26 protein-coding genes are annotated in these 22,238 nt (G+C 68.5%); 21 read left to right on the plus strand and 5 right to left on the minus strand.

The annotated features are described in order from the left end of the window. Positions 1-16: 16 nt before the first annotated feature. From FHY04_RS06370 to FHY04_RS06385, 4 genes are read right to left on the minus strand one after another with little or no spacing between them, the layout of a single operon-like run. Positions 17-1,288: a flagellar hook protein FlgE gene (locus tag FHY04_RS06370; protein WP_056672988.1), complete on the minus strand. Its 1,272-nt coding sequence runs from the start codon at positions 1,286-1,288 to the stop codon at positions 17-19. A gap of 36 nt (positions 1,289-1,324) precedes the next feature. Continuing rightward, a complete protein-coding gene (locus FHY04_RS06375; protein ID WP_031394681.1) occupies positions 1,325-2,005 on the minus strand; it encodes a flagellar hook assembly protein FlgD in 681 nt (226 codons plus the stop codon). Between the two features lie 2 nt (positions 2,006-2,007). Continuing rightward, the gene (flgC, locus tag FHY04_RS06380) at positions 2,008-2,418 is read right to left on the minus strand and encodes a flagellar basal body rod protein FlgC (RefSeq protein ID WP_031394680.1); all 411 of its coding nucleotides are present in this window, start codon (positions 2,416-2,418) and stop codon (positions 2,008-2,010) included. A gap of 3 nt (positions 2,419-2,421) precedes the next feature. Next, positions 2,422-2,766: a flagellar basal body protein gene (locus FHY04_RS06385; RefSeq protein WP_031440256.1), complete on the minus strand. Its 345-nt coding sequence runs from the start codon at positions 2,764-2,766 to the stop codon at positions 2,422-2,424. A gap of 271 nt (positions 2,767-3,037) precedes the next feature. On the opposite strand from FHY04_RS06385, the gene FHY04_RS06390 reads away from it, so the two are divergent. The 8 genes from FHY04_RS06390 to FHY04_RS06425 all read left to right on the plus strand — a co-directional run bounded on the left by FHY04_RS06390 (position 3,038) and on the right by FHY04_RS06425 (position 9,264). Continuing rightward, on the plus strand, positions 3,038-3,688 hold the full coding sequence (locus FHY04_RS06390; protein ID WP_183935875.1) for a motility protein A: 651 nt from the start codon (positions 3,038-3,040) through the stop codon (positions 3,686-3,688). Then, on the plus strand, positions 3,685-4,281 hold the full coding sequence (locus FHY04_RS06395) for a flagellar motor protein MotB (protein WP_183935876.1): 597 nt from the start codon (positions 3,685-3,687) through the stop codon (positions 4,279-4,281). The genes FHY04_RS06390 and FHY04_RS06395 overlap by 4 nt, the downstream gene beginning before the upstream one ends. Then, entirely contained in the window at positions 4,278-4,799 is a 522-nt protein-coding gene (locus FHY04_RS06400; RefSeq protein ID WP_311723915.1) for a flagella basal body P-ring formation protein FlgA, read from the plus strand. The genes FHY04_RS06395 and FHY04_RS06400 overlap by 4 nt, the downstream gene beginning before the upstream one ends. A gap of 66 nt (positions 4,800-4,865) precedes the next feature. Beyond that, positions 4,866-5,180, plus strand: coding sequence for a flagellar biosynthesis anti-sigma factor FlgM (flgM, locus tag FHY04_RS06405; RefSeq protein WP_031394267.1), 315 nt, complete (start codon positions 4,866-4,868; stop codon positions 5,178-5,180). Then, a complete protein-coding gene (locus tag FHY04_RS06410) occupies positions 5,167-5,484 on the plus strand; it encodes a hypothetical protein (RefSeq protein WP_031394268.1) in 318 nt (105 codons plus the stop codon). Before flgM ends, FHY04_RS06410 begins: the two co-directional genes overlap by 14 nt. A gap of 72 nt (positions 5,485-5,556) precedes the next feature. Next, positions 5,557-6,423, plus strand: coding sequence for a lytic transglycosylase domain-containing protein (locus FHY04_RS06415; protein ID WP_183935877.1), 867 nt, complete (start codon positions 5,557-5,559; stop codon positions 6,421-6,423). A 4-nt stretch (positions 6,424-6,427) separates the two neighbouring features. After that, positions 6,428-8,488 (plus strand): flagellar biosynthesis protein FlhA, encoded by a 2,061-nt coding sequence (gene flhA / locus FHY04_RS06420; protein WP_183935878.1) that lies wholly within the window; start codon positions 6,428-6,430, stop codon positions 8,486-8,488. Then, positions 8,485-9,264, plus strand: a complete 780-nt coding sequence (locus FHY04_RS06425) for a FliA/WhiG family RNA polymerase sigma factor (protein ID WP_183935879.1) — start codon at positions 8,485-8,487, stop codon at positions 9,262-9,264. Before flhA ends, FHY04_RS06425 begins: the two co-directional genes overlap by 4 nt. Before the next feature lie 297 nt (positions 9,265-9,561). Here the strand turns inward: FHY04_RS06425 and FHY04_RS06430 are convergent, their stop codons facing one another. Next, positions 9,562-10,389 (minus strand): flagellin, encoded by an 828-nt coding sequence (locus tag FHY04_RS06430; protein ID WP_159512022.1) that lies wholly within the window; start codon positions 10,387-10,389, stop codon positions 9,562-9,564. A gap of 243 nt (positions 10,390-10,632) precedes the next feature. Here FHY04_RS06430 and FHY04_RS06435 point away from each other — a divergent pair, with 243 nt between their 5' ends. From FHY04_RS06435 to fliP, 13 genes are read left to right on the plus strand one after another with little or no spacing between them, the layout of a single operon-like run. Beyond that, on the plus strand, positions 10,633-11,949 hold the full coding sequence (locus tag FHY04_RS06435) for a sigma-54-dependent Fis family transcriptional regulator (RefSeq protein ID WP_183935880.1): 1,317 nt from the start codon (positions 10,633-10,635) through the stop codon (positions 11,947-11,949). Next, positions 11,946-12,308: a flagellar hook-basal body complex protein FliE gene (fliE, locus tag FHY04_RS06440; protein ID WP_183935881.1), complete on the plus strand. Its 363-nt coding sequence runs from the start codon at positions 11,946-11,948 to the stop codon at positions 12,306-12,308. The genes FHY04_RS06435 and fliE overlap by 4 nt, the downstream gene beginning before the upstream one ends. 4 nt (positions 12,309-12,312) lie before the next feature. Continuing rightward, the gene (fliF, locus tag FHY04_RS06445; protein WP_183935882.1) at positions 12,313-14,004 is read left to right on the plus strand and encodes a flagellar basal-body MS-ring/collar protein FliF; all 1,692 of its coding nucleotides are present in this window, start codon (positions 12,313-12,315) and stop codon (positions 14,002-14,004) included. Continuing rightward, positions 14,004-15,008 carry a flagellar motor switch protein FliG gene (fliG, locus tag FHY04_RS06450; RefSeq protein WP_031394705.1) on the plus strand — a complete coding sequence of 335 codons (1,005 nt, stop codon included), beginning with the start codon at positions 14,004-14,006 and terminating at the stop codon, positions 15,006-15,008. The genes fliF and fliG overlap by 1 nt, the downstream gene beginning before the upstream one ends. Next, positions 15,001-15,795 carry a FliH/SctL family protein gene (locus FHY04_RS06455; RefSeq protein ID WP_056673009.1) on the plus strand — a complete coding sequence of 265 codons (795 nt, stop codon included), beginning with the start codon at positions 15,001-15,003 and terminating at the stop codon, positions 15,793-15,795. The genes fliG and FHY04_RS06455 overlap by 8 nt, the downstream gene beginning before the upstream one ends. Beyond that, positions 15,796-17,121, plus strand: a complete 1,326-nt coding sequence (locus FHY04_RS06460) for a FliI/YscN family ATPase (RefSeq protein WP_183935883.1) — start codon at positions 15,796-15,798, stop codon at positions 17,119-17,121. It abuts the gene before it with no gap. Beyond that, positions 17,114-17,539: a hypothetical protein gene (locus FHY04_RS06465; RefSeq protein ID WP_183935884.1), complete on the plus strand. Its 426-nt coding sequence runs from the start codon at positions 17,114-17,116 to the stop codon at positions 17,537-17,539. Before FHY04_RS06460 ends, FHY04_RS06465 begins: the two co-directional genes overlap by 8 nt. Positions 17,540-17,573: 34 nt before the next feature. Further along, positions 17,574-19,097, plus strand: coding sequence for a flagellar hook-length control protein FliK (locus FHY04_RS06470; protein WP_183935885.1), 1,524 nt, complete (start codon positions 17,574-17,576; stop codon positions 19,095-19,097). A gap of 17 nt (positions 19,098-19,114) precedes the next feature. Continuing rightward, a complete protein-coding gene (gene fliL, locus FHY04_RS06475) occupies positions 19,115-19,741 on the plus strand; it encodes a flagellar basal body-associated protein FliL (protein ID WP_183935886.1) in 627 nt (208 codons plus the stop codon). A 3-nt stretch (positions 19,742-19,744) separates the two neighbouring features. Then, positions 19,745-20,695: a flagellar motor switch protein FliM gene (locus FHY04_RS06480; protein ID WP_183935887.1), complete on the plus strand. Its 951-nt coding sequence runs from the start codon at positions 19,745-19,747 to the stop codon at positions 20,693-20,695. After that, positions 20,692-20,994, plus strand: coding sequence for a flagellar motor switch protein FliN (gene fliN / locus FHY04_RS06485; RefSeq protein WP_031394024.1), 303 nt, complete (start codon positions 20,692-20,694; stop codon positions 20,992-20,994). The genes FHY04_RS06480 and fliN overlap by 4 nt, the downstream gene beginning before the upstream one ends. A 4-nt stretch (positions 20,995-20,998) precedes the next feature. Then, on the plus strand, positions 20,999-21,253 hold the full coding sequence (locus FHY04_RS06490) for a flagellar biosynthetic protein FliO (protein ID WP_031394023.1): 255 nt from the start codon (positions 20,999-21,001) through the stop codon (positions 21,251-21,253). Further along, on the plus strand, positions 21,250-22,125 hold the full coding sequence (gene fliP / locus FHY04_RS06495) for a flagellar type III secretion system pore protein FliP (protein WP_037528688.1): 876 nt from the start codon (positions 21,250-21,252) through the stop codon (positions 22,123-22,125). The genes FHY04_RS06490 and fliP overlap by 4 nt, the downstream gene beginning before the upstream one ends. Positions 22,126-22,238: the final 113 nt, after the last annotated feature.

Below are 22,238 nucleotides of genomic sequence, written 5' to 3' on the forward strand. Positions count from 1 at the left end.
CCGTCCGCGCCCTGGATCAGCTGCGGATGTTGAAGATGGTCTGCGAGATCTGGCTCGCGGTATCCAAGGCCTTCGAGTTCGCCTGGAAGTTGCGCTGTGCCGCGATCAGCGAGACGAGCTCTTCCGTGATGTCGACGTTCGAGCGCTCGATCGTCCCCGACATCAGCTTGCCGAAGCCGTTGACGTCGGCGATGCCGAGCTTGGCCTCGCCCGAGATGCCGGTCGCTGACCAGTAGCTGCTGCCGAGCTGGCGCAGACCCTCGGGGTTCGAGAAGTTGGCGAGCATCACCTGGCCGAGTGCCTGCGTGTCGCCGTTCGAGAAGCTCGCCTTGACGATGCCGGACTCGTCGATCGTCACGCCCTGGATCTGGCCGACCGCCTTGCCGTCCTGCGCGCGCGCGGCGACGTTGAACGCCGATGCCAATTGCGTGGTGTCGAGCCCGAAGGTGAAGCCGAACTGCTGCGTCGTGCTGCTGCCTGCAGTGGTGAACGGGTCGAACGCGACCGCAGTGGTCGGTGCGGTCAGCTTGCCGGTGGTGTCGAAGTCCAGCTTGACGCTTGCCGCACCGTTGGTGGTCATCGGCTTGTCACCGACATAGCTGAACACTTCCCAGCTGCTCGTATTGCCGTTGGCGGCATCGGGCGTCGTCGTGCGCTTGAAATAATTGGTCAGCGTCTGCGCATTGCCGCTCGCATCATAGATCGTCGTCTGTGCCGACTGGTTGTAGCTGGTCGGGTCGAACCGGTCGAACGTCGTCGTCGACGGGATCGCGGCATTGGCGCTGAGATTCAGCGACATCGACACGTTCGCGGTCGGGACCGCCTTGCCGCTGGTGGCGGGAAGCTGAAGGCTGACCGCGGAATCGAGCCCCGATGCGACGACCTTGCCCGACCCGTCGACCGGATAGACCTGAAGATGGCTGCCGTTCGAATCGACCACATAGCGATCGGCATCGACCAGGAAGCCGCCATTGCGCGTATAGTTGACGTTGAGCGACGTCGTGCTCGGCTTGACCACGAAGAAGCCGTCGCCCGACACGGCGAGATCGAGCGCGTTGGCCGACTGGATGAGATTGCCCTGGCTGAACTGCTGCCGATTGCCCTGCACCACGGTGCCCGAGCCGATCTGCTGCGCAGGGTTCAGCGACACGCTCGACGCGATCACGTCGGCGAATTCGGTACGGCTCTTCTTGAAACCGTTGGTCGAGACGTTCGCGAGGTTGTGCGAGATCGTCGACATTTCGGTCTGCGAGGCCTGGAGGCCGGAAAGCGAGGTATAGAAGGACATCGGGTTACTCCTGGAATTCTGGCAAGCAGCGGGCGATCAGCCGATCTGGCGAACCGCGGTAACGGGGACCTCACCGAGGCCCGGCAGCGTGAGGATGGCGGCACCGGTCGTCGTTGAAACCGACTGGACCGGCGCCCAGACAAGGTTCTGTGATGCAACGGTCGTGCCATTATTCTGAGCGTTGACGATGACCTTGAACGGCCCCGTCCCGGCATCCTCGCCGGTCGCGGTCTTGCCGTCCCAGTCGTAGTTAACGGTGCCCTTGTCGGCGCTGCCGAGCGACATGGTCTTCAGCACGCCGCCATTGGCATCGGTGATCGTGACGTTGACGTTGCTCGCCGCGGCGCCGAGCTCGATCCCGCCGGCCAGTCCGCCACTGGTCCGACCATAGGCCGTGTCGCCTGCGGTCAGCACGGTCTTGCCGACATAGGCCATTGCATCGCTGGCGCTGGTCACGTTCAGCTTGTCGGCGATCGACTTCATCGTCGTGCTCATCTCGGAAATACCGGCGAGGCTCGAGAACTGCGCCATCTGTGCGACCATCTGGGTGTTGTCGACCGGGTTGAACGGATCCTGATTCTGCATCTGCGCGGTCATCAGCTTCAGGAAGTCGGACTGGTTGAGCGTCGTCGAATTGGATGCCGTGGTCGTCGTCGCGGCGGTCGTCGCGCGCGTGATGCCGAGGTTCGAAAGCGTGGAGTCGAAGGAACTTGCCATGATCAGCGGCCTAGCTTGAGGGTATCGATGATCAGCGACTTCGCAGTCTGCATCACCTCGACGTTGTTCTGGTAGCTGCGCGCGGTCTCCATCATGTCGACCAGCTCGCGCGTTTCATCGACCGCCGCCTCGAAGATGTTGCCATCCTTGTCGGCCATCGGGTTGTTCGGATCGTAGCGCTTGGCGGGGGCCTCGCCGGCGGTGACGACCTTCTCGACATCGACCGTCGACATGCCGCTCGCGGCGTCGAAGCTGGTGCGGAACACCGGCTTCATCGTCTTGTACGCAGCCTCCGCAGACCCCGCGACGCCGCCCGCATTGGCGAGGTTCGACGCGGTGGTGTTCATCCGCAACAGCTGCGCGGACATCGCGCGGCCCGCGACCTGGAAAATCGTCATCGGCGCATTGGCCATCGCTTAGTCCCCCTTCAGCGCGCGGGTGACCTGGCTGATCCGCCCGTTCAGGAACGACAGCGTGGTCTGGTACTGCACCGCATTCTCGGCGAACGCGGTCTGCTCCTGGTTCAGCTCGACGGTGTTGCCGTCCATCGAGGTCTGCGTCGGCACACGGTATTTGGTCGCCGCGTCGATCCCGCCGGCGCCGTCCGTCTCGAGTGAAGCGAGCGCCGACTTGAAGTCGATGTCGCGCGCCTTGAAGCCGGGGGTCGAGGCATTGGCGATGTTCGACGCGAGCACCCCCATGCGCTGCGATCGCACCTCGAGGGCCGCACCATGAACGCCGAACAGCGAGTCACCTGACACTGGACCGAACTCCCGCGCTGGATTGCGCAAGCCTTCCAAAGCAATGCCCGTGCCAGTTGGCGCTCGCCGACCGGATAATGCCGCTTTGCCGCCCGGCGGCAAGCACGCGGCAACCCGGCCGGCAACGCCTTGCCGCCCCGGCAGAGGTGGCGGCAAGCGCGCCGGCAGGCATGGTGCCGACCCGTCGCGCAGCCGGCACACCACCGGCCCGCGCGAGTCCGCTCACCGGGGGATCGCGAACTGGCCCGGCCCTTGCAACGACTTGCGGGACATGATCACGCTCGCCCATCTGCTCGACCCTGCTGCCCTCGCCATCGTCGGCGGCGGCACGATCCTTGGCGTCGCCTTGCGGACACCGCTGCGCGATCTGGTCCGCGCGATCGCGGCGCTGAAGACGCTCGGCCGCGCCCGGCTCGACGGCGATGCGCTGCTCCAGCAGATCGTCGCGCTCGGCCGCATCGCCCAGCGCCACGGCGCGATGGCGCTCGACCGCACGGTCGTCGCCGATCCCGACATCGCCGCCGGTATCGCGGCGATCGTCGACGGCGCGACCGCCAGCGACGTGGCACTGCTGATCCGGCATCGCCGCCATGTGCGGATCGAACGCCACGTCGCCGCCGCCGAGGTCTGGGCAGGTGCCGCCGAACTCGCGCCCGCGATGGGCATGGTCGGCACGCTGATCGGGCTCGCGCAGATGTTCGCGACGATGAGCGATCCGACCGCGATCGGCGGCGCGATGGCGATCGCGCTGCTCGCGACGCTCTATGGCGCGCTGCTCGCCAACCTCGTCTTCATGCCGGTCGCCAACCGCCTGCGCGCGCAAGGCCGCAACGAGGCGTTCGAACGTGCCCGGATCGAGGCGCCACTGGTCGCGCTCGCCGCGCGCGAGGCCCCACGCGCACCGTTGATGAGCGTCGCATGACGGTCGGTGATTATCCCGAGCCGCAGCCCGGGCGTCCGCTCTGGCTGATCACGCTCGCCGATCTAGCCCTGCTGCTGGTCGGCTTCTTCGTGCTCCTCCAGGCCACGCAGACCGCAGGTACCCGTCCGCTCGCGCCCCGCGCGCTGGCGGCCGGGTTGCGCGAGGGTTTCGGCGCCTCCGTAACGCCAACCGTCGACACAGCGCGGCCGAGATCGCTCGCCCCTTCCGCGCCACGTGCAGTGGCCCAACCCACGGCCCTGCCCGTTGCGGCGGCCGGCATGCTCGACTTCGCGGTCGGTTCGGCCGCGCTGCCGACGTCACCCGACGCGCTGGCGGCCTGGGCGCGCGACGCGGTGCAGGACCCGCGCGTCCAGATCACCGTCACCGGATCGGTCGACGGCTCGCGCGGCGATGTCGACCCCGTCACGCGCAGCGCGGCGATCCTCGCCTCGGACCGTGCCCGCGCCGTCGCGGCCGCGATCGCCCATGTCGCCCCCGGCCGCGTGACGCTCGCGACCTCGCCGACCACCGGCCGCCGCGCCGCCATCGTCACCCAAGCCTTTGTCGGCGAACCGCCAAGGACCCCCTCATGATGCTCGCCCTGTTGATGATCGCTGCCGGTGCGCCGTCCGCCGGCTTCCAGGATATCGCCGCACTCGATCGCGCGGTCTCGGCATTCACCGGCCGGCCGATCGGTGCCGAGGGTGGCGCGCGGACGACGGTCGATTCGCGGTTGCGGCTCGCGACGTGCCCGACCGTCGCGATGTCGTGGCGGACCGAAGCGCATGACGCGGTGGTCGTCGCCTGTGCGGGCCCCGCCTGGCGCATCTTCGTCCCCGTCATCCGCCCAGCCTCGGCCCCCGGCGCGACGCCCGTCACGACCCGTGCGGCCTATGCCCCGGTCGTGAAGGCCGCCCCCGTCATCCGCCGCGGCGATCCGATCGTGATCGAGGCTGGCACCGACGGCTTTTCGATCAGTCGCGAGGGCGTCGCGCTGGCGGATGCCGCCCCCGGCGCACGCTTCATGGTCAAGGTCGACGACACCCGCACGCCGGTCCAGGCGATCGCGGTCGCCAGCGGCCGCGCGACGCTGCCCGGCTGGACGAATTAATTTTGTTAAAGCTTTTCGCACGCCGGCCGTTTCTCCCTCTGTCAGCAAGAACCAGAGGGTGCAGACATGGTGGAATCGATCGGCTCAAAGCCGTTGACGGGAGGCGAGCGCAGCGTCGCGCGCATCGCCGCGACGACGCCTGTTCAGCCATCCGCCCAGCCTCTGGCGCAGGCGCCCGACCGTGCGGTCGAGGCCGAACCCTCGGCAACCTCGTCGATTGCGCTCGCGCGGACGATGGCCGCCGCCGCCCCGATCAACGAAGCGCGCGTGGCCGCGGTGAAGAAGGCGGTCGCCAACGGCACCTTCCCGATCCTGCCCGCGACGATCGCCGACCGGCTCCTCGCCTTCAAACTGGAATGGGCACCGAATGACCCGGCGTGACGCCCTGGTGCGCGTGATCGACGCGCTGCATGCCGAGATTGCGGCGCTGAAATCCAACGATGTCGCCGGCTTGGAGCGCGCGACGACGCAAAAGCTCGACGGCATCAATGCGGTCGCGACGCTCGGTACCGGCCCTGCCGGTCCCGAATTGCGCGAGCTGGCGGACGAGGCGAACCGCCTCAACGAAACCTGCCGCATCTATACCAACCTGATGGCGGCAAATGTCCGCCGCCGCCTGCAAACCTTGACCGGCGAGGGCGGCATTGCCGGCTATCGCCCGCGCATGGGTGCGGCCTACGCCTGATCCGCGCGGCCGGGCAAGATCTGGCACGCCCCTTGCTGTGTAGTGTCCTGAAACAGGGACATTACTCGCGGGATGACCGTCAATCCTATCACTACCGGCCGGATCCAGTCCGCGATCGCGCTTGCGAGCAGCAAGACGGGCGTGGATTTCGACTATCTGCTCGGCCAGGCGAAGCTCGAAAGCGGGCTTAACGCCAATGCCAAGGCGGGCACGTCGAGCGCGTCGGGTCTGTACCAGTTCATCGAACAGAGCTGGCTCGCGGTCGTCAAGAAGCACGGCGCGGAGCACGGGCTCGGCTGGGCAGCCGACAGCATCGGCCAGTCGTCGGGCGGGCATCTGGGCGTTGCGGATGCGGGCACGCGTCAGGCGATTCTCGCGCTGCGCAACGATCCCGCCGCCGCCTCGATGATGGCGGCCGAACATGCGTCGGACAACAAGGACGCGCTCGAGGGCAAGCTCGGCCGCACCGCGACCGGCACCGATCTGTACATGGCGCATTTCCTGGGGCTCGGCGGCGCGTCGAAGTTCCTGACGACGATGCAGGCCAATCCCGACGCGAGCGGCGCCGCGCTGTTCCCTTCCGCCGCGCGCGCAAATCGCGGCGTCTTCTACGAGTCCAACGGTACGCCGCGCTCGCTGTCGGCAATCTACGAGCGATTCTCGACGAAGCTCGGCGCCGCCGCCGCGGGTGCTACCGGTTCGGCCACGACCGGCTCGGTCCAGTTCGCCGCGCAGGCGCTCGACATGGACGGCAGCACGGTCGTCACCGGCAACAATGAAAGCGCCGAGGACGCGCTCGCCTGGGCGACGTCGACGATTGGCCGGTTCGGCACCCGGAACGCCGGGTTCAATGCAGGCCAGAATTCGGCAAGCCTGCTGCGACCGACGCCCGACACCGCGCGGCTCGCCTATCTGATGCTCGCTAAGATGGGGGGCTGAACCAATGAACCGCCTGCTCTCCAACGCCCGTGCCTCGGTCCTGCCGCTCGCGATCCTGATGCTCGTGCTCGTCATGGTCGTGCCGATCCCGGCATTCATGCTCGACATCTTCTTCGTCGCGAACATCGCGATCAGCCTTGCGGTGCTGATGGTCGCCCTGAACGCGCAGAAGCCGCTCGATTTCTCCGCCTTCCCGACCGTGCTGCTGTTCGCCACGCTGTTCCGCCTCGGCCTCAACGTCGCCTCGACGCGTATCGTGCTCGTCCACGGCCATGAGGGCGAGAGCGCGGCGGGTCACGTCATCGAGGCGTTCGGCACCTTCCTGATCGGCGGCGATTACGTCGTCGGCATCTTCGTCTTCGCGATCCTGATGATCATCAACATGATCGTCGTCACCAAGGGTGCGGGCCGCGTCTCCGAAGTCAGCGCGCGCTTCACGCTCGACGCGCTGCCCGGCAAACAGATGGCGATCGACGCCGATCTGAACGCCGGCCTGATCACCCCCGACGAGGCGAAGGCACGCCGTATCGAGGTGTCGACCGAGGCCGATTTCTACGGCTCGATGGATGGCTCGTCGAAGTTCGTGAAGGGCGACGCGGTCGCCGCGATGCTGATCCTCGCCGCCAACATCATCGGCGGGCTGATTCTCGGTCCGGTCAGCCACGGCATGTCGATCGCCGACGCCGCGCACAATTACATTCTGCTCGCGATCGGCGACGCGCTCGTCGCGCAGCTGCCGAGCCTGATGCTGTCGATCGCCGCGGCGTCGATCGTCACGCGCGTCACCTCGGACAAGGATCTTGCCGGCCAGATCGGCGGCCAGTTCGGATCCCCGCGCACTTGGACGCCGGTCGCGGTCATCCTCGCGCTGCTCGGCGTACTGCCCGGCATGCCGCACATGGTCATCCTGCCCGCCGCCGCGATCGCCGGGTTTGCAGCCTGGAAGCTGCGCCAGATCGAGCGTCGCCCCGCCCCCGTCGTCATCGCCCCCGTCGAGGCGATCGACCAGTCGAAGATCGGCTGGGACGAGGTCACCGACGGCATGCAGGTCAATCTCGACATCGGCTACGGCCTCGTGCCGCTGGTCGACGACCGCCGCGGATCGCCGCTGATGGGCCGCATCACCGGCGTCCGTCGCCAGCTGTCGAAGGAACTGGGCTTTGTCGTGCCGCAGGTCCGCGTCCGCGACGACATCAATCTTGCCCCTTATGTCTACCGCATCATCGTCAACGGCGTCGTCGTCGGCGAAGATAGCGTGTCGCCCGACGACATGCTCGCGCTCGACACCGGCCAGGCGTTCGGCTCGCTGATCGGCAAGACCACCAAGGATCCGACCTTCGGGCTCGACGCGACCTGGATCTCGACCGCGGACGCGGATGCGGCGACCGGGGCTGGCTATCTCGTCGTCGATCCCGGCACCGTGGTCGCGACGCACCTCAACCACCTGCTCGGCCAGAACGCGTCAGAACTGCTCGGCCCCGACGAGGTCCAGGCATTGCTCGACGGGCTGAAGGAGCGCGCGGCGCAACTCGTCACCGCGCTCGCGCCGATCCCGATCACCACGTTGACCCAGGTTCTCAAGGGGCTGCTCGCCGAGAACATTCCACTCAAGGAATTCCGCAGCATCGCCGCCGCGATCGCGGTCGCCGCCCAGCGCAGCCAGGATGCCGAGGAGATCATCGAACTGATCCGCCCGCGTCTCGGCGCACTGATCATCCAGAAGCTGTGCGGGATGCGCGAGCCGCTCCGCGTGATGACGCTCGAGGGGCATCTCGAAGGGCTGCTCGGCCAGGCGATGCGCGCCGACCAGTCGCGCCGCCATGTCATCGAACCCGATCTCGGCCGCCGCATCGTCGAGGCGTTGCAGAACGCCGCGCAGCCGCTGATCGCCGAGGCCAAGCCGTTCGCACTCGTCGTCCAGCCCGCGATCCGCCTCGCGATCCGCAAGCTGGTCCGCACCTGCCTGCCCGACACACCGGTGATGTCGTTCTTTGAAGTGCCCGAGGACAAGGCGGTCGAGGTCGTCGCGGTCATCGGCGCACCGCAGCAGGCACTGGCCGCATGAGCGCCGAACCGATGACCGCGGCGTTCGACAAGGCCCGCCCCGCGCGCGCCGGCGAAATTCCGACGGGGCCCCTCACCTATCGTCCCCAGCAACGCCCCGGCGGCGACCCCGACCAGCTCGTCAAACAGCATCTCGCCATGGTCCGCCGGATCGCGTGGCACGTGCATGGCAGCATGAGCAGCATCGTCGAGGTCGAGGATCTGGTGCAGGTCGGCCTCGTCGCGCTGGTCGAGGCGGCGGCCGGGTTCGAGGAGCGCGGCACGCCGTTCAAGGCCTATGTCGCGACCCGCCTGCGTGGCGCGATGATTGACGAACTGCGGCGCCAGGCGACGACGACGCGCGGCGCGATGCGCCGCCGCCGGCAATATGCCGAAGCCATTTCCACGCTCACCGCCCAGACGGGCAACGCCCCCGGAGACGCCATGATCGCCCAGCATATCGGCGTCAGCATCGACAAGCTGCGCAGCGACTATGTGACCGCGGACGCGATCCGGTTCGATTCGATCGACGAGGTCTATGCCGACGACATGCCATGGTTCGCCGACGACACCCCCGACGCGTTCGAACAGCTCGCCGACAGCGACCTGCGCGACGCGCTGATCGCCGCGATCACCGCGCTGCCCGAACGCGAGGCGCAGGTGATCCAGCTCTATTATGTCGAGGAAATGAACCTCGAGGAGATCGGCGCCGTCTTCGACATCGGCGCCGCCCGCGTCTGCCAGATCAAGGCCTCCGCCCACGCCAAACTGAAACGCGCACTCGCCCGCAAGGTCTGACCGCAAGCCGATCCTGTTCCTCCCCCGCCAGGGGGGAGGATAATCCAGATGCGACGACCGAATGCCGCCGAACCGCGGCCTGCGGATCATGCCGCCGCGCGGATACCCGCCCCCTGCCCGATCGCCATCAAGACCATAGCGTCAGACAACGCGCTCGCGCGCGCAACCCGCCGCCGCCCCAACGCGCAAAACCCCGGCGGCCATGAGGCCACCGGGGTTCGCTGCGCCCCGTTACCGGGGGGCGATCCGACTGGCGCCGGCACCCGATCGGGGGCCGGTGCCGGCGCCGGGATCGGATTACTGAAGCAGCTTCAGCACGCCCTGCTGGCTCTGGTTCGCCTGGCTCAGCATCGCGGTCGACGCCTGGCTCAGAATCTGCGCCTTGGCGAGCGCGGTTGTCTCGGCCGAGAAATCGGCGTCCTCGATGCGGCTCTTGGCGTCCGACAGGTTGGTCGAGTTGGACGTCAGGTTGTTGACCGCCGACTGGAGCTGGTTCTGGCCTGCACCCAGACCGGCGCGTGCGGTCGTGATAGTGTCCAGAGCCGCATCGACGGTAGCAATCGCGCTATTATCCGTTGCGGTCCCCAGGTTGAGCGCCGTCGCCGCCGTGATCGTGGTATTGTCGGTCAGCTTGGTCAGCGTGAGGCTGACTTTGTCGGCAGCGTTGGCGCCAGCCTGAATAGTTACGACGCCAGCGGCCCCCGTGGTACCGTCAAACAACTTGTTGCCGTTGAATTCGGTATTTGCGAGCGTGCTCGTGATCTGCGCAGTCAGCGCCGTGACTTCCGCCTGGATGTTCGTCTTGTCTTCGGCGCTGTAGGTGCCGCTCGACGACTGCACGGCGAGCTCACGAACGCGCTGCAGCATGTTGGTGACTTCGTCGAGTGCGCCTTCGGCCGTCTGCGCCATCGAGATGCCGTCATTGGCGTTGCGGATGCCCTGGTTCATGCCGCGGACCTGCGCCGTCATCGAAGTCGAGATGGCGAGACCGGCCGCATCATCCTTGGCCGAATTGATCCGCTTGCCGGTCGACAGGCGCTCCATCGCGGTCGACAGCATGTTCGACGCGCTGGTCGAAGCATTGGCGGCGCGCAGTGCCGAGACGTTCGTCGCAATAACACTCATGATCAAACTCCTTCATGCCGGCTACCCCGCCGCCCCCGTGGCGAAGGACCGAGCCGTCAGGATGGGTAACGGCCGGCCTGCGCCGGGCTTTAGGGAAAAAAATCCGCCCCTCGCGCACCGGCGTGGCGCGCTCCCGTACACGCGCGCGCGAACGCGCCCGGAAATAGTTTGCCGCGACGCGGCACGATTTAACCGCGCCTTTACCCTCAAGGCCGCATTCCCGAATCGTCACAGGGGGACTTCATGCGCTCGATCTTTCCATCCGCTGCCGTCACGGCGCGCAAATATGCGCTCGTCTCGTCCCTGCGTGCGCAGGGCTTCGGGATCGGATCGCTCGACACCGCACAGCCGGGCGCGAACGACCTGTTCCTCGTCGCCGAGGGCGAGGCCGTCGCCTACCCCGCGCGCACCGTCGTGATCGGCTCCGAAGGCCGCAGCGTCACCCCGTCGCGCAACGGCGCGCCCGCGCGGATCGGCTTCGCCGCCGAGGATACCGCGGTCGGCAACGGCTTTGCCCGCGCGCTGATCGGCGGGCCCGACATGCCGACCGCCGCCGACCCCGAATCGCTCGCACTGCTGGCGCTGGCCGAGCGCGTTGCCGCCGCCGACATCACCGTGCTGATCAACGGCCCGACCGGTACCGGCAAGGAAGTGCTCGCCCGCGCGATCCACAATGGTTCGCCGCGCAAGGCCGGCCCGTTCATCGCGATCAACTGCGCCGCCCTCCCCGAATCGATGCTCGAGGCGATGCTGTTCGGCCACCAGAAGGGCGCGTTCACCGGCGCATCGTCGGGCGGCGAGGGCTTTTTCCGCGCCGCGAACGGCGGCACGATCCTGCTCGACGAGATCGCCGAGATGCCGCTGACGCTGCAGGCCAAACTGCTGCGCGTGCTGCAGGAGCGGGAGGTGGTGCCGCTCGGCGCGACCGTGCCGCAGCCGATCGACGTCCGCGTCATCGCCTGCGCCAACCGCGATCTGCAGGGCGAGGTCGCCGCCGGCCGGTTCCGCGCCGATCTCTATTACCGGCTCGCGGTGTTCCCGCTGACCACCAAGTCGCTCGCCGAGCGGCCGCAGGATATCCCTGCGCTCGCCGCGACGATGATCCTGCGCCATGCCGGCAACCGCAACGTCATTCCCTGGCCGTCGCGCGCGGCGATCGAGGCACTGATGCTGCACGACTGGCCGGGCAATGTCCGCGAGCTCGAGAACGTGATCCAGCGCGCGCTGCTGTTCTGCGGCGGCGACACGATCGAGGCGAGCCATATCCTGTTCGATCGCCCGGTGACGATGACCTTCGCCCCGCGCCCCGCGCCGGTCGTCGCGCCCATCGCCGAACCGCTCGTGCCCGTTGCCGAGACGCCCGCCGAAACGCCGACCGACACGCTGGGCACCATCGTCCAGATGAGCGAGTTCGCCGCGATCCGCGAGACGCTGAAGGCCTGCGGCGGCAGCCGGATCGAGACCGCGCGCCGGCTCGGCATCTCGGAACGCACGCTGCGCTACCGCCTCGCCAAGGCGCGCGAACAGGGTGAGGACTTCGCCCGGGTGATGTCGGCATGAGCGGCGTCAGCGGAATCGGCGGCGGCGCGATGAGCGTCGACCGCGTCATGGCGCTGCGCTCGCAGATTCTCGAGCGCAACCAGGCGCTCGCGCGTGCCAGCCAGACCGGCCCGATGGTCGCGCCGACCGAGACGAAACCCGTCAGCTTCGGCGACACGATGGAAACCGCGCTGAAGAGCGTGAACGAGGGCCAGACCCAGGCCGCCAAGCTCAGCGAAAGCTATGAGCGCGGCGAGACCGTCGACATCGCCAAAGTGATGCTCGCGCGCCAGCAGGCGTCGGTCGGGTTCGAGGCGACGCTGCAGGTCCGCAACAAACTCCTGTCCGCCTACGAGGACATCATGAGCATGCCGGTGTAATGATATGAGCACTGCCCTCATCCCCGCTTCGTCGGCCAATGGCCTCCCCGAGAAATTCGCTAACCCGCTCAAACAGATAAAGTCCGCCTTCGCGCAGCCCGCGGTACGCCGCTCGCTGCCGATGGTGCTGATGATCGGCCTGATCGCCGCCGCCGCGCTCGCGTGGATGACGCTGTCCTCGCCGACGCAAAAGACGCTGTTCACCAACCTGCCCGATGCCGACAAGGCCGCGGTCACCTCCGCGCTGACGACGGCGAACATCAAGAGCCGGATCGACGATTCGACGGGTTCGCTGACGGTCGCCGAGGAGGATTACTCGCGCGCGCGGATGCTGCTCGCCGGCCAGGGCCTGCCCAAGGCGGCACCCGGTGGTTACGCGATCCTCGACCAGCTGCCGATGGGCGTCAGCCGCGCGGTGGAAGGCGAACGCCTGCGCCAGGCGCGCGAATCCGAGCTCGCCCGGTCGATCGAGGAGATCGACGCGGTAGCCGAGGCGCGCGTGCATCTCGCGACGCCCGAAGCCTCGGTGTTCGTCCGCGACAATGCCGCACCCTCTGCCTCGGTGATCCTGAAACTGCAGGGTGGCCGGTCCTTGAGCGACGCACAGGTCGCCTCGATCATCAACCTCGTCGCATCGTCGGTACCCGGCATGAAGCCCGATTCGGTGACGATCGTCGACCAGATGGGCGCGCTGCTGACCAAGCCGGGCGGCGTCGACGGCGTCGGCGCGGCGGGCGACAAGCGGATCGAGATCCAGCGTCGCGTCGAGGACAAGTACCGCACCCAGCTGATCCAGCTGCTGACCCCGCTGGTGGGGGCCGGCAACTTCACCGCCGAGGTCCAGGCCGACGTCAATCTCGACGAGACCCAGGCGACGCGCGAGAGCTATGACAAGCAGGGCGTGCTGCGGGCCGAAACGGGCAACTGGACCGGCAACCAGAAGGACGGCGCCGCGACCCCGGGCGGCATCCCCGGCGCGCTCAGCAACACGCCGCCCGCGGCCAGCACGCTCCAGGCACCGCAGCCCGCGACCGGCAATCCCGGCATGCCGCAGCCCGTCGCCGGCGGCCCCGCCCCCGACGCGATGAAGCAGTCCGACCAGTATCAGCGCGCCTATGACCTGGGCCGCGAGGTGTCGGTGACCCGCGCCACCCCGGGCAGCGTCAAGCGCCTGTCGGTCGCGGTGCTGCTCCGCGATCCCGACAAGACGCGCCGCACCGCGATGGAGATCAACCAGATCACCGACCTGGTGAAGAGCGCGGTCGGCTTCGACCAGACGCGCAACGACAATGTGACGGTGATCAGCCGCAAGTTCGCCGGCGCCGATGCCGCCGCCGATACCGGCCCCGCCTGGTACGACAATGCGTGGCTGCCGGTACTCGCGCGCAACGGAACCGCGATCGTCATCGCGCTGCTCGTCCTGCTCCTCGGCGTTCGCCCGATCGCCAAGGCGCTGATGAAGAAGCGCGAGGACGCGACTTCGCGGCCCGCCTTCGGCCAGACGATCGAGGGTGCCGAGGGCGAGGATGCCGAGGCCCTGACCGGTCCGGTCGTCGTCCCCCCGGTCAGCCTCGACCAGCTCGAAAGCTCGCGCGGCTATGACGAGCGGGTCGGCGCGGTCCGCGGCTTCACGCGCGACAATCCGACCCGCGCCGCGCTCGCCGTGCGCGACATGATCAAGGCGGATGCACGCTGATGGAGGGCTTGCGCACCTATACCGGCGTGGAACGTGCCGCCGTGCTGATGATGCTGGTGGGCGAGGACGAAGCCGCCGCGATCCTTCAGAAGCTCGACCCGGAGGAGGTTCGTCAGCTTGGCGCGGCGATGTTCAAGGTCGCCGATGTCTCCGAGCAGGAGGTCGAGACGGTGCTCGACGATTTCGTCGACCGCGCACGCGAGCGCACGACGATCGGCTTCGACCCCCGTCCCAAGATCGAAGCGGTGATGAACCGCGCGCTCGGCCGCGAAAAGGCCGAGAGCGTGCTCGCGCGGATCACCCCGGCCGAGGCGGCGTGCGAACTCGAACTGCTCGACTGGCTCGATGCGAGCGAGATCGCCGCGATGATCGAGAAGGAGCATCCGCAGATCGCCGCGGTGCTGATCGCCAATCTCGACGCGTCGGTCGGCGGCCAGGTGCTCGAACTGATGCCCGATGCGGTCCAGCCCGACATCCTCCACCGCATCGCCCGGCTCGGGCCGATCACGCCCGAGGCGGTCGACACGCTGCGCACGCTGCTCGCCAACCGCACCGGCACCGGGTCGAGCGGCCAGGGCGTGACGCTGGGCGGCACGCGCGAGGCGGCCAAGATCCTGTCGGGCGCGCGCAAGGCGACCGAACAGCGCGTCATGCCCAAATTGTTCAAGATCGACCGCGACGTCGCCAAGGCGATCGAGGAGGCGATGTTCGTGTTCGACAACCTGCTCGAGCTCGACGACAAGAATCTGGGCACGCTGATCCGCAACGTCGATGGCGAGATCCTCACCAAGGCGCTCAAGGGCGTCGACGAGGCGGTGCGCAACCGCTTCCTCGGCTGCATGTCGGCGCGCGCCGCCGACGGCATTCGCGACGAGATGGAGTCGCGCGGACCGATGCGGCTCGCCGAGGTGCTCGAGGCGCAGAAGGCGATGATCGCGACCGCGCGCGGGCTCGCCAAGGACGGCACGATCATGATGGGCGGAGGCGAGGACGATTATGTCTAAGTTTGTCGGGGCATCCGGTTTCGTCGCGGGTTTCGCCGCGCGCCACGACACCGCGGCGCAGCTGCTCGCGCACGCCTTCGCGCCGCCGATGGGCTTTGCGGCGGCCGATATCCGCGATCGTGTCGCCGCCGCGCCGCGCCGCGCGACCGGGTTCGCGCCGCAGGGTGCCACGCCCACGCCTATGTCGGCCCCGACCGCGCCGCCCACCGGGCCGAAGCATTTCAGTCCCGCCGACAAGGACAGCAATCCGACGGAGGGCTGGGATCCGCTCGACCCCGCCAGCGAGACCGAGAGTTTTCTCGATCCGCTCGCCGCCGCGCATGCCGCGGGCTATGCCGAGGGCCTCGCCGCCGCAGCCGCGGTGGCACAGGGGAATGCCGCGCGCGACCAGGCGCTGCTCGCCTCGCTCGCCGCCGCGCTCGCCACCGACCGGCTCGACCGCGACCGGGTCGCGACGCAGCTTCGTCAGACCGTCCTGCTGCTGGTCGGCAAGCTGGTCGGCGAGATCGGCATCTCGCCCGATCTGCTCGCCGGACGGATCGAATCCGCGACCGAACTGCTCGCCGATTCCGCCGAGGCCGCGTTGCTGCGCCTGCATCCCGACGACGTCGCGCTGATCGAAGGCACGCTGCCCAAGTCGATCTTTGCCGCCGGCGACCCCAATGTCGCCCGCGGCAGCTTCGTGCTCGAAAGCGCGTCGACGATCGTCGAGGACGGCCCCGCCATGTGGCTCGACCAGCTCGCCAGCGCGATCGACCGCGTCGCGGTGCCCGCGAAAGCCGCCTGAGTGCTGAATCGCTTTACAGCCGACTATCTCGAAACGCTCGGCAACGCTGATTTCGTCGCGGCCCCCAGGGTGTCGGGCCGGCTCGCCTCGTTCGACGGGCTGCTGATGGAGGCGGTCGGGCTGACCCTGCCCGTCGGCACCGTGTGCAAGGTCGGTGAGGGCAGCGCGAGCGTCGAGGCGGAGGTGATCGGCTTTCGTAACGGGCGTACGCTGATGATGAACCTCGGCGGTCCCGCCGCGCTCTTGCCGCGCGCGCCGGTCAAACCGATCGGCCCTCCGGGCGAGGCCGAGGTCGGCGCAGCGCTGCTCGGTCGCGTCGTCGACGGCGCGGGCAAGCCGATCGACGGCCTCGGTCCGATCCGCGGGGCCGGCCGCTGGCCGCTCGCGGGCAAGCTCCAATCGCCACTCGACCGTGGCCGCGTGCTTCAGCCGATGGACGTGGGGGTGCGCGCGATCAACGGCCTGCTGACGATCGGCCAGGGTCAGCGCGTCGGCATCATGGCGGGGTCGGGCGTCGGCAAGTCGGTGCTGCTCGGCATGATCGTCCGCGCCGCACAGGCCGACGTGATCGTCATCGGGCTGATCGGCGAACGCAGCCGCGAGGTCGCCGACTTTCTCGAGACCAAGGTCGCCGGCGCCGCCCGCGCGCGCTCGGTCGTCGTCGCGGTGCCCGCCAACCACTCGCCCGTGCTCCGCATCCGCGGCGCGCTGCGCGCCACCGCGATCGCCGAAGGGTTTCGCGACGAGGGCAAGAAGGTCCTGCTGATCATGGATTCGCTGACCCGCGTCGCGCATGCCGGCCGCGAGATCGGCCTCGCGCTCGGCGAACCCGCCTCCGCACGCGGCTATCCGCCGTCCGCCATCGCGATGCTGCCGAACCTGATCGAGCGCGCGGGCGTCGACGTCCATACCGGCGGGTCGATCACCGCGATCTATACCGTGCTGGCGGACGGCGATGACGGCAACGACCCGGTCGTCGATTCGGCGCGCTCGATCCTCGACGGGCATATCGTGCTGAGCCGTCAGCTGGCCGAGCGCGGCGTCTATCCGGCGATCGACATCGGCCCGTCGGTCAGCCGCGTCATGACCGACATCGCCGACGGGGCGCATGTCCGGGCCGCGCGCGTGCTGCGCCGCAATCTGGCGACCTATGAGGAGAATCGCGACCTCGTGCTGATGGGCGCCTATCGTGCGGGTGCCGACCCGGCAATCGACAATGCGATCGCCTGCCACGGCGCGATCATGGAGTATATCCGCCAAGACTCGGACGAGAAGGTGTCGCTGGCGGATTCGGTCGCCGAGCTGGTCGGTGTCTTCGGTGGCTGACGCCCGCGCCAAGACGCTGGCACGGATCCACCGCGTCCGGACCTTGCAGCTCGGCCTGACCCGCGCCGACGAAGCCCGCGCGCACGACAAGGCCGCGAGCGAACAGGCACTGTCCACCCGGATTTCCGGTCTGGCCGCCGCCGTCGCTCCCGTGGAACAGACCGCGGTCGCGGTTTCGCTGGGGGCGTCGGCGCATTACCGCGAACGCCTGCAACAGTCCGCCGACGCCGCGATCGAGCGCGTCCGGTCGGCGGAATATCAGGTCGCGCGCGCCACCGACGCGACCCGCGCCGCACAGCGCGACCAGAGCGCGGTCGAAAAACTCATCGCGCGCGCACAGGCCGATGCCGCGCTGAAGGAACTTCGTGCGCTCGAAGAGGCTCCCTCGGTCAGGACGATCCGGCACGATCCTTGCTGAGTGCGGTGCGACACGCTCGTATCCGAGAGACTGCATGATCCAGCCCGCGCTTGCGCTTACCCCGTCCCCTGCCGCGCCCGCCGCACCCGCCACGCGTAGTGCGGAGCCGACGGCAGCGTTCGGCGTGGCGCTGGCGGGAGTGATCGACGCCGCGGGACGCCGTGACGCGGTGCCGCTCCTGCCTGCCGCGACCGTGACGGCGAACCCGGCGCGGCAGCCGCTCGCCGCCGACGGCAATCCCTTGCCGGTCGCAGGCGAGCCGGCCATGTCCCTGCCGCCTGGCTCTGACGGCCTCCCGGTCGGTGCGACGCCATCATTGCCGCCACACCCGGACGGCGCATCGCCCGCGGCGCTCGGACCCGATCTGCCGCCAGCGCCGCCGCCCGAATTTGCGCCCCTACAGAGCACGCCGCCGCTGCCGAACCACGCGCTTCGCGCCAGCCTTCGTGCGGCCACGCGCGACGGTGCGGATCCGGCGTCCGAACCTGCCGATACCGAGCAGCCTTCCACCGACGCCGAGCAGGCGCCGCTCGTCGCAACGCCAACCGCACCGACCCCCATCGCCATGCCGCTGCTCGCGGTGCCAGTACCGGAGCCTGTTCCAGTGCCGGTGACTGCGGCCGTCGCAGATGCTGCCCCCCCGCCCTTGCCCGCGCCCGCCGCGCCATCCGCCGGCCTGACCGAGACCCCGAAAACCCTCGGCCCTGCAACCACGCCCTCCGCAATCCCCATCGCCCCACGCGCGCCAGCGCCCGCGCCGCCGCCGCCGCACATCACCGACGCCGCGCCGCTGCAATCCGGCATCGCTCCGGCCCCGCCCGCCCTGTCGATTGCCGCCATTCTTGCGCCTGATACGTCTGCACCGGTCGCGTCCACTATGACCGCCGTGCCGACGATGATCGAGGCGGATGCGCTCGCCCGTTCGGTCGAGGACTCGCGCAGGATCACAGCGGCCAATGCCCCGCAGCAACCGCAGGGCCAGCCTCAGGCCCAGTCGCCGCTCCAGCCCGGCACCATCGCCTCGGCAGCGCAGGTGTTCGGCGCGGCGATCCAGGCCGCGTCGCGGCGGCGTGACGAGCCGGACGAACCCGGCGGTGCGCCGACCCTCGGAGCGCTCGCCCCGGTCATGACCGCCACCCCGGGCATCTCGACACAGCCGCCGCTCGACATGCGCCAAGACCGTTGGCCGAGCGCGATGATCGAGCGGATCGACATCCTGCGCGACGCGGCAAACGCGACCGACACGCGGATCCGCCTGATCCCCGATGCGCTCGGCACGATCGACGTTTCGGTCCGCAAGGACGGCGACACGCTGCACGTGCATTTCGCCGCCGAACAGGCCGCCACGCGCAGCCTGTTGCAGGAGGCGCAACCCCGGCTCGCCGAACTCGCCGATGCCCGTGGGCTGAAGCTGTCGCAGGGCAGCGTCGATACCGGCGCCGGCCAGCAGCAGCAGCAGCGAGCTGCGACGCCGCACCAGCCTTCGGCGCCTGCGCGCGCCCGCGCCGGAACCGCGACCGCCGCCGATACCGATCCCACCGACACCCGACTCGCCTGACCCGAAGGACTGCCTAGATGAGCGACAAGACCGAAGCCCCCATGCCCAAGAAGAAGGGGAAGATGGGCAAGATGATCATCGGCGGCGTCGCGCTGCTCGTCCTAGTGGGCGGCGGCGTCGGGGCTGGCGTCTATGCCTCGAGCGCGGGGCTGATCGGCGGCGGCCATGCCGCGGCCGATGACGGCAAGCCGAAGCTCATTCCGAAAAGCGAGCAGAAGTCCGCCGGGGCCGAAGGGGACGGCGAAGGCGGCGGGCATGGCGGCGGCGAGGATGCCGCACCCGAGAATCACGGCATGGCGCCGCCTGCGGGCGAGGGCGGCGACCGCTATGCGTCGACCTATTATGCGCTGGAGAAGGAATTTACCGCCAACCTCCAGGACAGCGCGCACTTTATCCAGGTCGGCGTCGCCGTCTCGACGCCCTATGACAACAGCGTCATCGACCATCTCAAGACCAACGAGATCGCGGTCCGCTCCGCGATCCTGATGGCGCTCGGCGAGGCGACCGAAGACGAGGTCTTCACCGCGCAGGGCAAGCGCAAATTGCAGGGTGAACTGGCCAAGGCGATCAACGCGACGCTCAAGCAGAAGGAAGGTTTCGGGGGGATCGGTAACGTTTACTTTACCAGTTTCGTCGTTCAGTGAGGCATGGTTAACGCCCCCCCAGAAACGACGATGCGCGAGCGGCGCGAGCGCGATCGTCCCCAGGCGGCCCATTCGGGCATGCTGGGGTCGGCCAAGCTCAATCCCTTCGGCGACCTGCACACGCTGCAGCATCTGTCCGCCCGGTTCGCGCGGACGTTGCGCGGCGTGTTCGAGCCGATGCTGCGCCAGGAAGTGCGCAGCTGGGCCGAGCCACTCGTCGTCCAGCGCTTTGCCGATTACCGGGCGGAGCGCGGCGACGGGCTGATCGCCTGGCTGCCGATGGTGATGACGCCGGGCGCCGCGCAGGCGCTGTGCGTGATGGACGGGCGGTTCATCCTCGAGCTGCTCGACCTGTTCTTCGGCGGAACGGGCGCGGTGCCACCGGTGCTGCCGGCCGAATTCTCGCCCGCGGGCGAGGCGATGATCGCGCGGATCGGCCAGCTGATCGCGACCCCGCTCAAGACCGCGTGGGAGCCGATGGCGCGGTTCGAGTTCCAGCCGACCCGTGTCGAGGTGAACCCGGCGATGATCGCCGAGCTCGACGGCGAGGATGCGATGATCGTCACCCGCTTCGGACTGGCGACGGGGGCGGGCAAGCCGGTCTTTCTCGACCTCGTCTATCCGGTCACCGCGCTCAAGCCGCACGCGCCGTCGCTCACCACCAAGGTGCTCGGCAAGACCGCCGAGCCCGATCCGGCCTGGCGCAACGAGCTGACGCGCGCGGCGATGAACATCCGCTTCCCGATCCGCTCGGTGCTCGCCGAACCCGTCGTGTCGCTGCAGATGCTGATGGACCTGAAACCCGGCGACGTGATCCCGATCACGATCTCGGGCGACGTCCCCGTGATGGTCGGCAACGATCGGCTCGGCTGCGGCACGGTCGGCACGTCCAACGGCTTCGCGGCCATCCAGCTCACCTCCATTACCCGTATCGACGAAGGATTCGCAGCATGACCGACATGGCCGGTACTTTTCCGGTCGACGCCGCCGTGGCCGCCAATTTCAGGCTGCTCCAGGACGTCGACGTCAAGCTGACCGTCGAGATCGGCTCGACCAGCCTGACGCTGCGCGAACTGCTCGCGTTGAGCGAGAGCAGCGTGATCGAGCTCGATCGCCAGGCCAACGAGTTGCTCGACGTGTTCGTCAACGGCACGCTGATCGGTCGTGGCGAGGTCGTCACCGTCGGGGAGCGGTTCGGGGTGCGGATGACCGAGCTGGTCAGCCCTGACAAATCGCTCGCGGCGCGCGGCTGATCCGATGCTCTGGTCCTATATCCTGAAACTCGTCATCCTCCTGCCGCTCGTCTGCGGGCTGATGGTCGGCTGTCTGCTGCTGTGGCGCAAGTTCGAGAGCCGGATGCCCGGCAAGCCCACGTCGCGGCTGATCGGCGTCAAGGAAACGATGATGATCTCGCCGGGCCTGCGCCTCGCGGTGATCGATTTCGAGGGCCGCCGGCTGCTCGTCTCGGTCGGTCGCGGCGGCGTGCACCTGATCGACAAGGTCGACGCATGAGCCTGATCGTTACGCGCAAGGGTTCGGGCCCGGCGCTGATTACCGCTGTAGAGGCCAGGACGCAGTCGCGTGGCGCTGCGTGGCTGTGGGTCGGCCTCGCGCTGCTGGTCGCCCTGTTCCTCGCCATGCCGGCCTTCGCGCAGGCCGTCCCCGCCCCTGCCAGCCCCGCGGTCGGCGACGCGGTCGACCGCGCGCTCGGCCAGCTCGGCGGCCAGGCAGCGGGCAATAGCGGGCAGAGCGGCTCGCTGTCGCTGTCGCTGCAGGTCCTCATCATCATGGGGCTGCTCACGGTCCTGCCGGGCATCCTGCTGATGATGACCAGCTTCACGCGGATCATCATCGTGCTGGCAATCCTGCGCCAGGCGCTCGGCCTGCAGCAGACGCCGCCCAACCAGGTGCTGCTCGGCCTGTCGCTGTTCCTCAGCTTCTTCATCATGGCGCCGACGATCACCCAGATCAACACAACCGCGATCCAGCCCTATGCCGCGGGCCAGCTCGCCGGCACGCAGATGATCACCACCGCGGGCGTCCCGCTCCACGCGTTCATGGTCAAGCAGACGCGGATCAAGGACGTCACGATGTTCGCCGAGATGGCGAAGTCGGGCCCCTATGCGTCGCCGCGCGACATCCCCTTCTCGGTCCTGCTGCCGGCGTTCGTCACCTCGGAGCTCAAGACCGCGTTCCAGATCGGCTTCCTGATCTTCCTGCCGTTCATCGTCATCGATCTCGTCGTCGCGACCGTGCTGATGTCGCTCGGCATGGCGATGCTGTCGCCGACGATCATCTCGATGCCGTTCAAGCTGCTGCTGTTCGTGCTCGTCGACGGCTGGGCGCTGACAATGGGCAGCCTCGCCAACTCGTTCGCGACCTGACCCGGTGGATGCACCCACACTCCCGTTCGTGCTGAGCGCAGTCGAAGCACATGAGCCCCAGGCCCTTCGACTTCAGCTCGAACGCCTGCCTTCCAGGCAGTCGATGGGCTCAG

It is taken from the genome of Sphingomonas sp. BK481 (assembly GCF_014194875.1).
GTDB lineage: Bacteria > Pseudomonadota > Alphaproteobacteria > Sphingomonadales > Sphingomonadaceae > Sphingomonas > Sphingomonas aerolata.